This is a genomic window from Marinobacter sp. AC-23, assembly GCF_001858325.1.
In the GTDB taxonomy this organism is placed as follows: domain Bacteria; phylum Pseudomonadota; class Gammaproteobacteria; order Pseudomonadales; family Oleiphilaceae; genus Marinobacter.
The window spans coordinates 1-12,421 of record NZ_MBPP01000037.1 but is presented as its reverse complement, the minus strand read 5'-3'; the positions used below and the strand labels follow the sequence as shown (position 1 = coordinate 12,421).

Annotated in this window: 11 protein-coding genes and 1 pseudogene; 3 read left to right on the top strand and 9 right to left on the bottom strand. The window is 53.9% G+C overall.

Annotated features, from left to right (window positions below):
- Window positions 1-425 (bottom strand): annotated as a pseudogene (locus tag BCA33_RS12800) (hypothetical protein); the annotation flags it as partial.
- 396 nt (window positions 426-821) lie between these two features.
- On the opposite strand from BCA33_RS12800, the gene BCA33_RS12795 reads away from it, so the two are divergent.
- Complete coding sequence (locus BCA33_RS12795) at window positions 822-1,385, top strand: NADPH-dependent FMN reductase (RefSeq protein ID WP_071266407.1); 564 nt, start codon at window positions 822-824, stop codon at window positions 1,383-1,385.
- Between the two features lie 185 nt (window positions 1,386-1,570).
- Here the strand turns inward: BCA33_RS12795 and nhaD are convergent, their stop codons facing one another.
- From nhaD to BCA33_RS12760, 7 genes are all read right to left on the bottom strand, one after another.
- Window positions 1,571-2,953: a sodium:proton antiporter NhaD gene (nhaD, locus tag BCA33_RS12790; RefSeq protein WP_254774380.1), complete on the bottom strand. Its 1,383-nt coding sequence runs from the start codon at window positions 2,951-2,953 to the stop codon at window positions 1,571-1,573.
- Window positions 2,954-3,134: 181 nt separating this feature from the next.
- The gene (locus BCA33_RS12785; protein ID WP_071266405.1) at window positions 3,135-4,937 is read right to left on the bottom strand and encodes a long-chain fatty acid--CoA ligase; all 1,803 of its coding nucleotides are present in this window, start codon (window positions 4,935-4,937) and stop codon (window positions 3,135-3,137) included.
- Window positions 4,934-5,743: an ABC transporter ATP-binding protein gene (locus BCA33_RS12780; RefSeq protein ID WP_071266403.1), complete on the bottom strand. Its 810-nt coding sequence runs from the start codon at window positions 5,741-5,743 to the stop codon at window positions 4,934-4,936. The genes BCA33_RS12785 and BCA33_RS12780 overlap by 4 nt, the downstream gene beginning before the upstream one ends.
- Window positions 5,718-6,956, bottom strand: a complete 1,239-nt coding sequence (locus tag BCA33_RS12775; protein WP_254774379.1) for an ABC transporter substrate-binding protein — start codon at window positions 6,954-6,956, stop codon at window positions 5,718-5,720. Before BCA33_RS12775 ends, BCA33_RS12780 begins: the two co-directional genes overlap by 26 nt.
- Before the next feature lie 36 nt (window positions 6,957-6,992).
- A complete protein-coding gene (locus tag BCA33_RS12770) occupies window positions 6,993-8,036 on the bottom strand; it encodes a branched-chain amino acid ABC transporter permease (protein ID WP_071266401.1) in 1,044 nt (347 codons plus the stop codon).
- Window position 8,037: 1 nt separating this feature from the next.
- Window positions 8,038-8,916, bottom strand: coding sequence for a branched-chain amino acid ABC transporter permease (locus tag BCA33_RS12765; RefSeq protein WP_071266399.1), 879 nt, complete (start codon window positions 8,914-8,916; stop codon window positions 8,038-8,040).
- Window positions 8,917-9,732 (bottom strand): ABC transporter ATP-binding protein, encoded by an 816-nt coding sequence (locus BCA33_RS12760; protein WP_071266397.1) that lies wholly within the window; start codon window positions 9,730-9,732, stop codon window positions 8,917-8,919.
- Window positions 9,733-9,902: 170 nt separating this feature from the next.
- Here BCA33_RS12760 and BCA33_RS12755 point away from each other — a divergent pair, with 170 nt between their 5' ends.
- Together BCA33_RS12755 and nfsA are read left to right on the top strand one after the other, a co-directional pair.
- Entirely contained in the window at window positions 9,903-10,697 is a 795-nt protein-coding gene (locus BCA33_RS12755; RefSeq protein ID WP_071266395.1) for an enoyl-CoA hydratase/isomerase family protein, read from the top strand.
- Window positions 10,698-10,766: 69 nt separating this feature from the next.
- Window positions 10,767-11,504 (top strand): oxygen-insensitive NADPH nitroreductase, encoded by a 738-nt coding sequence (nfsA, locus tag BCA33_RS12750; RefSeq protein WP_071266409.1) that lies wholly within the window; start codon window positions 10,767-10,769, stop codon window positions 11,502-11,504.
- A 10-nt stretch (window positions 11,505-11,514) separates the two neighbouring features.
- Here the strand turns inward: nfsA and BCA33_RS12745 are convergent, their stop codons facing one another.
- Window positions 11,515-12,270 carry a putative 4-mercaptohistidine N1-methyltransferase gene (locus BCA33_RS12745; RefSeq protein ID WP_071266393.1) on the bottom strand — a complete coding sequence of 252 codons (756 nt, stop codon included), beginning with the start codon at window positions 12,268-12,270 and terminating at the stop codon, window positions 11,515-11,517.
- Between the last annotated feature and the right edge of the window lie 151 nt (window positions 12,271-12,421).

Genomic DNA, 12,421 nt, shown 5'->3' with positions numbered 1-12,421 from the left:
CCATTACCGCCCTGGAAACGGAACGCGTCGTCGCCATTGGACGTACCAAAATCCAGGATGGTTTCATTAATACCGTGACCGGTAATCGTAAGCCCGCGCGCACTGTTGACAACAATGCCTTCCGTCACTACAAAGCGCCCTTTCGGCAGCACGACCAACGCATCCTCAGGAATATCAAACAATGCGAGGGAGAGCGCTTCGGTAATATCATCGCCATCTGCCGCATCCGGCGCCACAAAGATGGCATTTTCAGTAATCGCAAATCCGGAGGTGGTTGATACAACGGCACTCTGGCCGGCATTTCCGGCGCTGCCATCTTTACCGTCCTTTCCGTCTTTACCGTCGTCGCCGCAACCTGCTAACAGCAACCCGCTGGCAATCGCTGAAATTGTGAAAAGTTTTGAGAGCTTTGTTCTCTGACGCATGATGTCCCCTGCTTGCTTATTATTAGTTTTAAGTAGCACGCACTCGGCAAGAAGAGCGGTGTGCCACGTAAAACACTATTCATCAACAACAAGCAAAGCGAGGCTAAACGATAGCCAGATAAAAAAACCCCTGCGCAATTTCTTTAATGCCTTGTGCTGCATGGGCTTCAGGGGCAAAAAACCCTCACTGACGAATTTTTGAAATCACGTGTTTTTTGAGTTTTTGCTTGGGCCTACGGTGGGGATAGGAGGCGGTTTGCCCACTTGATCGAATTCCCTGCTCATCTCTCTCAGAATGCTTCGTTTGATCTTCCACACCCAAGCCTTTAAATTCGCGATCAACTACTCAACAGCCGGCTTCATGCCAGCACCTACATCCATTAAGGACTCTGTTTTATGGCGCTTAAACTGAATGTCGTAATCTGCAGCACACGCCCCGGCCGCATTGGCCCTTCTATCGCAACCTGGTTCCGAGAGTTTGCAGCAAGCAACTCCGGCTTCGACTGCGAGCTGGTAGACCTGGCTGACTTCAACTTGCCGGTTTACAACGAAGCGAATCACCCACGCTCAGGCATTTACGAGCACGCACACACCAAAAGCTGGTCAGCAAGCGTAAACCCTGCCGATGCTTATGTGTTTGTGATGCCTGAGTACAACTTTTGCCCGCCGCCGGCCTTCGTGAACGCTCTTAATTACGTTTACAGTGAATGGAACTACAAGCCTTGCGGGTTTGTGAGCTATGGCGGGGCGGCCGGCGGGGTGCGTGCGGCAACCCTGGCTCGTCAGCTGGTGACCACTCTGAAGATGATGCCAATGGTGGAAGGCGTGATGGTGCCCATGGCGTGGAACCATCTGGACGACAACAAAGTATTCCACTCCAACGACCTGATCGACCCTTCTGCCACGGCCATGCTGGCAGAGCTGGAAAAGTGGGCTACTGCCTTGAAAACCATGCGTTGATAGGGGTTACACAGAAACGGTTAAACTACGGAGCCCTGAGCGGGCTCCGTGTAACAGGTTTTAGAACAAACTGGCGTTCAACCACATATGAGTTGCAATGGACGCTATGTATCCAAGCGCGATCACCGGTGTCCAACGCAGGTGCGTCATAATGGTGTAGTAGCCCCGGGCCTGCCCCATAAGCGCTACGCCGGCCGCTGAGCCGATTGAGAGCAGAGAGCCACCCACCCTGCCGTAAGCGTGACCAACAACCACTGGCCGTGGGACATGTCCGGCTCCATAGAGAGCACCGCGAACATCACCGGAATGTTATCCACAATGGCAGATAAAACACCCACGGTTATATTGGCACCCGTGGCGTTCCACCCCTCATACAATAGGTGGGATATCTCCGACAGATAGCCGATGTATCCAAGCCCGCCCACACAAAGCACCACACCATAGAAGAACAAAAGTGTATCCCACTCGGTTCGAGCCATGGGGTTGAACACGTCGAAAGGTGCCGCTTTATCCAGCCGCGCCAGCAACCGGGTATTACGGTGGTTTTCTGCCCACACGCGCTCACGGGCAACACCGCGCTTGAAGCTCATGCGCAGGTAGTAACCCAAAAACTGAAGATAAGCCAAGCCCATCATCATGCCAACCACTGCCGGCAGATGCAGGAAGTTGTGCCCCAATACTGCCGTTGTGATGGTAAGCAGGAATAACGCAACCGTGCGGCGGGCGCCACGCTTCATGATCACCACGTCTGTGGTTTTTTCCGGCGGCTCTCCGGGAATGGCAAAGCTCATGATAATCGCCGGCACCAGATAGTTAACGGCCGCCGGGAGGAACAACCGGAAGAACTCGGTGAATTCCACCACGCCTTTTTGCCAGACCATCAGGGTTGTGATGTCGCCAAATGGAGAAAAAGCGCCACCCGCGTTTGCTGCGATAACGATGTTGATACAACCAAGACCAATAAAGCGTGGGCTGTTTTCACCCACTTTCAGCAATACCGCGCACATTAGCAGGGCGGTAGTCAGGTTATCGGCAATGGGTGAAATAAAGAACGCCAGCAACCCGGTAATCCAGAACAGACTGCGATAGCTGAAGCCTTTATTTACCAGCCAACCGCGCAGCGCATCAAAAAGCTGTCGCTCTTCCATGGCGTTTATATAGGTCATGGCTACGAGCAGGAACAACAAGAGCTCGGAGTATTCCAGGAGGTTATGCTTCAAGGCTGCATTGGCGCTTTCTGTATCGCCATTCATCGCCGCCGCACCGGCAACCAGGAACCAGATCAGGCCCGCCGCCAACAATACTGGCTTGGATTTGCGCAAGTGCAGCTTCTCTTCAAGCATCACAAACGCGTAGGCGACTACAAAGATCGCAATAGCAATGTAGCCCACCGGGTGACGGGTAAGGCTTTGGAGGCCGGGCTCTGCCGCGCTGGCAAAAGCGCTAAACCCCAGTGAGAACAACGCGGAGAGGATCAATCCCACTTTCACGACGAGACGGTTATCGGCAAAGATACGGACGTGCCCCCGCCGGGCGGGTAGCTTTTCAGAACTGCTATTTTCAGACATGGTACTAGGCTCAAAGGTTTTAGGGGGAGCCATTATCAACCAAAGTGAGCCTAGCAAACCATAGCTTACGTCAAGTCGACTTGATCCAAGTCCTTCGCAAGCTATTTTGTTCAATATTTGAGCTAAACACCTAACATTTAGGCCTTACCTGAGCACCTGCCCTTGGTATGCACCAGCTTTTTTAGCTATACAAAGACTCAATCGCTTCTGTGTATTTTTCATAGATTTTGCTCCGGCGCACCTTCATGGTGGCGGTCACCTCATCATCATCGTGATCCAGTTCCTTGTTCAGCAAATGAAAACGCTTGATCTGGGCCACTTGCGGCAGTTTGTCATTGCCTTTGTTTACCTCCGCCTGAATAAGCTCCTGCACCTGAGCATGCTCGGTCAGGCTGCGAAACGTGGTGTAAGCAATCCGCTCCTGCTCCGCCCATTTGGCGGCTGTCTCAAAATCTACCTGAATCAGTGCTGAGACATACTTGCGAGCCTCGCCAATAACAATGCACTCTTTGATGTAAGGGCTTGCCTTGATAGTGTTTTCAATCTCCGTGGGCGACAGATTCTTACCGCCAGCGGTAATCATGATGTCCTTCAGTCGGTCGACAATTCTCAGTTGCCCCTCTTTCCACTCACCAACATCACCGGTATGCAGCCAGCCATTCTTTAAGGTGGCCTCCGTTGCCTCATCATTCTTGTAGTAGCCTTTGAATACGGTGCCACCACGCATGATGATCTCGTTTTGCTCCCCCAGTGCAACCTCAAGCCCCGTAACAGCTGTGCCAACCGTGCCAAGACAGACGTTGTCCGGGCGCTGGGCTGTGGCTACACCGGTGCTCTCGGTCTGGCCAAAAACCTCAACAAGAGGCACGCCCAAGGTGCGGAAAAACTGAAGAATGCCCGTTGAAATCGGCGCGGCGCCAGTCAGGGCGATGGTGCAACGGCGCAGCCCGATAAAGTTTTGCAAAGCACGAAATGCCAGCCAGTAATACACACTGTAGGTGAGCCGCTCGCCAAGGCTCCACTGTGCTTTTGGCTTGGTTGACATGGGCTCACAAACTTTCATGGCACGCTCAAAAAGCCACTGCCGTATACGCCCTGTCTCCTGCATCTTGATATAAATGGCGGAGTGGAGTTTTTCCCAAATTCGCGGAACGCCCAGGAAAAACGTAGGCGCAATCTCCCGAAGGTCTTCCTGAACCGTTCGCAGGCTCTCGCCAAAGCTCACGGCACTGCCAACATAGACGGGCGCAATATTCGTTAACGCTTGTTCTGCCACATGACAAAGCGGGAGGTAAGACAAACTGGTGCTGTGCTCATTCACACTCAGCAGGTCAATCAGCCCCGGCGCTCCGGCTTGCAAGTTGCCCCAGCTGATCATGGCGCCCTTGGGCCGGCCGGTGGAGCCGGAGGTATAGATCATCAGGGCGATATCATCCATCTGTTGGCTGTCGAGCAGTTCGTCAATCAGTTCAGGGTGGCTTTTCTCAAACGCCTGCCCCGCAGTCTCGATATCTTCAAATGAAGAGGGCGGCGACGCATAGGAGCGCAGCCCTTTGGGGTCGATAACAATGTTGTGTTTAAGCTGCGGTAATTGGGGCCAGGCCTCCAGAACCTTATCGGTCTGTTCCTGATCTTCACACACCACCATTTCTACATCACTGTGTTCAAGCACATAGGCCACTTCACCCCAGGGGCTTGTGGGATACACGCCAACGCAGATGCCCTTTACCAGGCCGATACCCATTTGGGCAATCACCCATTCCACCCGATTTTCCGAAAGTATCGCTACGTGGCCCCCCTCAGAAAGCCCGAGGGCACGCAGGCCCAGCCCAAAATGCCGTGCCCGCCGGTAATAATCCTGCCAGGAGAGCGCCTGCCAGATACCAAAATCTTTCTGCCGAAGCGCCAACATCTCCGGGCGTTCTTGCGCGTGAGCGCGGAGCATTTGCGTAAGCGTAAGCTCACGAACCTGCGGTGCTGTCATGACAGCCACCTCTTACGGCGCTTGTAGTGCTTAATGTCCCGATAACTTCGGGTTTCACCTTCTTTGCCACCCACACCCAAATAGAATTCCTGCACATCTTCGTTGGATGAAAGCTTATCCGCCGGGCCGTCAATCACGATTTTGCCGTTTTCCATGATGTAGCCATAAGAGGCAATCGCCAGAGACACAGCTGCATTCTGCTCCACCAACAGTATTGCCGTACCCTGCTCCCGGTTGATGCGAGCAATGATGGTGAATATCTCCTCCACCAACTGAGGTGCCAGGCCCAGCGACGGCTCATCCAGCATGATCAGCTCTGGCTGAGCGATCAGGGCACGGCCAAGGGCCAGCATCTGTTGCTCGCCACCAGACAGATAGCCGGCAAGCTGCTTGCGGCGCTCTTTTAGGCGAGGGAAATAACCGTATACCAGCTCGTAGGCATCGTTCAGGGACTTCTTTCGCCCGCTGAGCGCGTAGGTGGCCGCAACGAGGTTTTCCTCAACGGTCAGATCCTCAAACACGCGACGACCTTCCATCACATGAAACAATCCATCACGGACGCGTTTTTCCGGGGCCACTCCCTTTAAAGAACGGCCTTTAAAGCGAATTTCCCCAGCCGTCACCTCACCGTCTTCCAGGGCCAGCAGCCCTGACACACTTTTGAGCGTGGTGGATTTTCCGGCACCGTTAGATCCCAATAACGCCACAATGGCGCCATGGGGTACGCGCAGTGACAGGCCCCGAAGGACCTGCACCGCCTTGTTGTAAACCACTTCGATGTTATCGATTTCCAGCAAGGCTTCCATACAAGGTCTCAGTCGAGGTGGATCCAGTCCGATACGGCTCATAACGGCCTTCTTTGGCGTTCACTCGCCAGATTCGACCCACCGGGAACGACATATCCTGTACAGATACAGGAATACCTATGATGCCGCCGGTGTCCCAATCCTTAATGGAAGCGAGTGACTCGGCCATGTTGTCAGCCGTCAGCTCCTTGTCCGCGTCCATAGTGCGCTTGATCACCTCGGTCCAGACCATGGCATTGAACCAGCCTTGCATATAACCGGTAGGGCGGTAGCCGGCATCCGGATCGCTCTTTTCCGCTTGGGCACGTAATGCATCAAGCATCGGGCCGCCTTCGGCGCTGTCGTAGTAGTTGTATGGCATAACCCCCATATAGCCGTCGGAGTCTGCGCCCATCTTGTTGATGATGAGTTTATCGGAAGACCAGAAGGTACCCATAAACTGGGTATCCAGGCCCATCTGTCGCATCTGCACCATGAACTCATTGATGGGTGACAACACATAGCCGTGGAATACAACATAGTCCGGGCGTGCACGACGAAGCTTCAGCACTTCCGCAGATACATCCACGCTGCCAGGCTTGGTGACGATCTCTTCCACAACCTCAATACCCATCAGCGCGGCCTTGGCCTTGCCGTTTTCGATGGGGTCTTTGCCAAACTCCGTATCGCTGTACACAAAGGCCACTGTTGGCTTATCCCCGCCTTCACCCTGACTGGATATGTACTCAAGAATGATGCCGAACATCTGGCTGTAACTCGGGCCGGGGATAAACTGATACGGATACTTTTCATTGTCCGTCAGTGCGGTCGCGAACGACGCACCGCTCATCAGCGTAGTGCCCCTGCTATTAAGTTCCGAGGCGATGGTCTTCATGAATCCGGTACTGTCGCCGTAGTAAACCGGAACGGTGTTGCTGCCGGTGATTTTCTTGAATGCAGCCACGGAGCGGTCGACTTCGTAACCCGTGTCTTCCATTACATACTTCACCGGGTGGCCGTTGATGCCACCCTCGCCGTTAATCCAGCTTGTGTAATCCGTCAGGCCGGCATGAAGGTGAACGCCAGCAAAGGCGAACACGCCAGATAACGGAATGGAGCCACCAAATACGATGGGCTCTTTGTCCTGCGCCATTGCCGGCGCGGCGGCCAGGGCAGCGGCGATACTGCCAATGCCTGCGAGCCGGCGACCCTTACTGAGGATGCTTTCAAACATGTTTCTTCTCCTTGCGGCTTCTTGTTGTTAAATCCACTAGTTTCGGAAGGGCCATAAACTGAAAAAGCGCCGTATACGGTGCCAAATCTCCGCAAGCCCGTGCGGTTCAAAAATAAGAAAACCAACGATCAAAGCGCCGAAGATGATTTCAAGCATCGGCGACATGAATATCGGTGCGTTTGGATAAAACGGTGTAAGCGCTGCTGTAAGCAGATTGAGCACTTCGGGAATCAGCGTCATGAAGGCTGCACCGAGAATGCCACCAAGCAGGTTCCCCATGCCGCCGACAATAACCGCTGCCAGATAGAAAATGGACATGGAGAGCGGGAAGCTTTCCGGTGTAACCACCCGGTAGAAATAAGCAAACAGTCCACCTGCCACGCCGGCATAAAACGAACTGAGCGCAAAAGACATCAGCTTGTAACGCAGAAGATTGATACCCAATATTTCGGCAGAAATATCCCTGTCTCGGATCGCGATAAAGGCGCGGCCAATACGGGTTCGGAAAACGTTTTTGGCGGCAAGTACCATCAGAACGGCTAGCGGCACGATGACAAAGTACATTTCAAAGTCACTTTGCAGCGTCAGCCCAAACAGGTGCGCCGGCTCCAGGCTCAGCCCGCCCATACCCCCGGTAACAGATTCCCACTGGGCAAAGATAAAATGCAGGAAGACACTGGCTGCCAAGGTAGCAATCGCCAGATAGAGACCCTTCACCCTAAGAGAGGGTAGCCCCACCAGAATACCGACAGCGGCCGCCAGCAGGCCCGCCAGCAGCAGTGTTACCGGGAAGGGCAGTGCGGTATTCAAAGACAGCCAGGCTACGGTGTAGCCGCCCACCCCCATGAAGCCCGCCTGGCCCAGAGAAATCAGGCCAGTAAACCCGGTGAGGATATTAAGCCCGGTGGTGCTAATAACCGCAATACCGACCAGGCAGCCCATATACAGCAGATAGGAATCCGCAAAAAAAGGAAAAACAGCAAGGGCGAGCAGGAAAATAGCCAACCAGATTTTCTGGGTAGAACTTGTCCAGATAGCCTCATCGGCCTCATAACTCTGTTTGGCGTCACCGATGCGCATCTTATACTCGCTCTATTTCGTGGGTGCCAAAAAGGCCGTAGGGACGGATCACTAAAATCACCGCCAACACTGCAAATGTTGCGGGCATGCGGTACTCGCCGCCCAGATATGCTCCTGCCACCGTTTCCAGCCAACCGATAAACAGCCCGGCAACCAGCGCACCGAGAATGCTATCCAGTCCTCCTACAATCACCACCACCAGCACACTCAGGCCGATAGCGCCAAATTGCGGGCTGAGACCACCGGTTGCAGCAACCAACACACCCGCAAGCGAAGCCGCGAGCGAGCCAAACACCCAGGACAGATTGAACACCCGGCGCACGTTGATGCCCATGGAGTAGGCAGCAGCCTGATCCGAAGCAGTAGCCCGCAGCGCCACGCCACCGCGGGAGAAGCGAAAGTACAGCAGATAAACGATGAGAAGCCCGGCACCGATGAGAAAGCCATACGCAATCTTGGGCGCCAGATACATCTCACCAATAAAAACGGGTTTACGGGGCAAAAAACTGGGCAGAAGCTGAGGGTCTGCTCCCCATATCAGCTCTACCAGACCTACCAGAATGCTGGCGACACCTATTGTGACCATGACCACTGAAATGGATGACTCGCCCAGCATTGGGCGAATCATCACCTTTTCAATCACCCCGCCCAGCACGCTGCCTCCAAGCACCGCCAGCGGCAAGGCCACCCAGGGTGACATTTCCATGCCTCCTGCAAAGGCCAAAAACAGATAGGCTGCGAACATCATGATCTCGCCGATGGCGAAGTTGATGACTTTGGTGGCTTTGTAAATGATCACAAAACCCAAGCTGATCAGAGCATAGAGGCCGCCCATAGCCAGGCCGGCAAGGCTGATTTCCCCAAAAAATAGCCAATCCACTCACGCCACCTCGTATTCAGGGTTGAGTTTCTTGCGCAGGCTGTCCATATCGCTGGTGCCCAAATAGGCTTCGATGACCTCCGGGTTGTTTTGAACCTCCGAGGGCAGCCCCTCCGTAATCACCTGGCCGAAGTTGAGCACGGCAATATGATCAGAAATGTCCATAACCATGCTCATATCGTGCTCTACCATTAGCACTGTTACGCCCCACTCCTCTCGGATATCGAGAATGAACCGAGCCATGTCTTCTTTTTCTTCCCTATTCATCCCGGCAACCGGCTCATCCAGCATCAACACCTTTGGCCGCATGGCCAGGGCACGAGCCAGTTCCACCCGCTTCTGCAAGCCATAGGACAGACTGGCCACCGGCTTACGCCGGATATGGTCAATCTCTAGAAAATCGATAATGTGCTGCTCTACGTGCTGGCGCACGGCCATTTCCTCACGGCGCGCCGCTCCGAAATACGCCAACGAGCCCAGCAAGCCACTTTTCATGTGCACATGAGCACCAAGCTTGATGTTATCGAGCACCGTCATGCCCCGAAACAGGGCAATATTCTGGAACGTTCGCGCAAGGCCCATGGCGGCCCTGACAGGCGGCTTTACCCCTGCGAGAACCTCGCCCTGATAGCGAATAGTGCCCTGCTGAGGCGTGTAGAAACCGGAAATACAGTTAAATAGCGACGTCTTGCCGGCACCGTTCGGACCGATCACTGTGGTCACGGTGTTTTCCGGCACCCGAAAACTGACATCCTGCAGTGCCTTCACACCACCAAACGAAAGCGAAAGATTATTGATTTCGAGGATACTGGACATTATTCCCCGCACTTCGGCAGATTGTGATTGTTGTTATTTTCGTTTGCGTCAGGTTAATTACCTGAGCAAAACTTAAAGTAGCCTATTCCAACCATAATAACCAAGATAGTCTGTTCCATAGTTATCGGCACTCTCTCAACCACGCACTCTCAGCAACGGAACCCATGGCAATGAAAGCTAACCCGCTAATCTCCGGATTTGACGAACTGTCTGGTGTAGCCACCCTCACGTTCAATCGCCCCGAAGTGCTCAACGCCATCGACGTTCCTATGGCTGAGGCGTTCTTGGGTGCAGTCAAAGTACTTAACCAGAAGTCGGGATTGCGCTGTATTGTAATGACCGGAGCCGGGAGAGCCTTTATGGCAGGTGGCGATGTCGCCAGCATGGCGAGCTCGCCCGAACACACCAAAGAGTTCATTAATGGCCTCCTTGTTCCACTCAATGAAGCCATTCTCATACTCAGAGGTATGGACGCACCCATCGTTGCAAGTGTAAAAGGCGCCGCCGCGGGCGCAGGGCTAAGCCTTGCCTTGATGGCGGATCTCATCGTTGCCGATGAAAACGCAAAGTTTCTTATTGCTTACAACGGCATAGGCGCAGTACCAGACTGCGGCGGAACCTGGTTTTTACCCCACAAAGTCGGTGCAGCGCGAGCCGCGGAAATGATGCTGCTTGGCCGCCAGCTCACAGCAACTGAAGCGAAGGACTGGGGATTGTTGACCGAAGTCGCTTCACCGGAGGCCTTTGATGAGGTACTGACGGCCATCGTCACTCAAGTTGCTAATGGGCCGACTCGTGCGTTCGGTGCATTCCGCCGACTGATAGATAATTCCAATGGAAGCCCCCTCGACATTCACTTGGAAGCGGAGCGACAGGCGTTTCTGAAGGCCGCCGAAACAGCCGACTTCGCAGAAGGCGTATCAGCATTTGTGGCCAAACGACCAGCCGCTTTTTCCGGCCAATAGCGCTGGACTATCCTTCCATTTTTTAAAAACGTTCGTATGCTATCTGAAATTCACCAATTGCGAGGTACCATGAACCCAACCATTAAACTACTGAACTCCCACCGCTCAATCCGGAAGTTCACAGAACAGAAGATTCCCCGCGAGCTGTTCGAAGAGCTCATTTGTGCGGGCCAGAGTGCGGCCACATCCAATCACGTTCAGGCCTATTCCGTGATTCACGTAATCAATCCAGAAAACAGGATGAAAATCGCAGAGTTGGCCGGCGGACAGACCTACATTGCTGAAAGCTCAGATTTCCTGGTGTTCTGTGCCGACATGAAACGATCCACGGAAGCGGCAGGAAGGGCTGGTGCAGAAGTGGTTCGCGGGATGGCCGAACAGCTAGTGGTTGCCAGTGTCGACACCGCACTGATGGCTCAGAACGTTGCTATCGCCGCTGAGTCCGAAGGGCTGGGGCTTTGCTACATCGGCGGCATTCGAAATAACCCTGCCGAAGTCAGCGAGATTCTCCACCTACCCGAACATGTGTACCCGGTGTTCGGGATGTGCCTCGGCTACCCTGACCAGAACCCAGAGGTGAAGCCCCGGTTGCCAGTGGAGACCATTCTCAAGGAAGACTACTACCAGGACGAGCAGGATGAAGCTCAAGTAGCGGGCTTCGACAAAACCATGAACAAGTATTACCTGGAGCGCACCGGCGGCGGCAAGGATACGAACTGGTCAGAACAACTAAAGCCCCTGTTTACCAGCAAACTACGCCCGCACATGAAGGCCTTTCTGCAGGAAAAGGGCTTCAAAATGCAATGACCCGCGCCGATCAGCCTCTGTTTTTCTCCCAGACAGTGAGCTCAGAAAAACTGTGCTGAAACTTATTGCGCGTTTCGCGAATCACAAACGGCAGGCTTCTTGGCTCCATCAATAACGTAAAATGGGGTGCGAGCATGTCTCGCAGCCCATCAAACGTGGTGTATTCCTCGCCGTTTTTCTGGAAGCCACCCACCCACTTATCCTTCGGCGTGTAGTCTTCCAGCCAAGTGTAAGGGGAGGCAATCAGCAAAAGCCCATCCTCGTTCAGCCGTTCGTGAATACGGGCCAGGAACAATGAAGGATCGTACAGGCGGTCTATCAGGTTGCCGGCCAGCACCAAGTCGTAACCCGTAAACTCCGGCTTAAGATCGCAAGCATCTCCCTGATGAAAAGCTACCCGCTGCGCGGTGCCTTCCAGATTCAGTGATGCGAGGGAGCGCTCTTGGTAACTCACCAAAGCGCCCTCTTCAGGGCGGGCATAGCGAACCACTTCATCCCGCGCCATCACCTTGCACTGCTCGACAAACTTATTGGAAAAATCGATGCCGTCCACATGAGCAAAACCCCGGGCGAGCTCAAAACTGGTACGCCCAGTGGCACAGCCAACATCAAGAGCGCGCCCCAGAGCGCGGCCATCCATAGCTTCAATCGCTACCTTGGCAAGACCACGGGGAAAGTTAGCTTCGCCGTGCCACTGCTCACCAAAGTGAAATTCCAAGTACTGGGCCACAGTGGTGTCGTCTTCGTAGTAGGCGCTTTGATTCACAATGGTTTCCTTCACAGTGATTGGCGTTACGGGGTCCGCTCATTCTGAAATGGCGGAGGCACCGCTGGCTTGAGATGTTATCGTAGCATCATGTGGTCATCGATATTTGACCTCCTCAGCATCAGACAAAAGAGCGCAACCCGGGAGCATA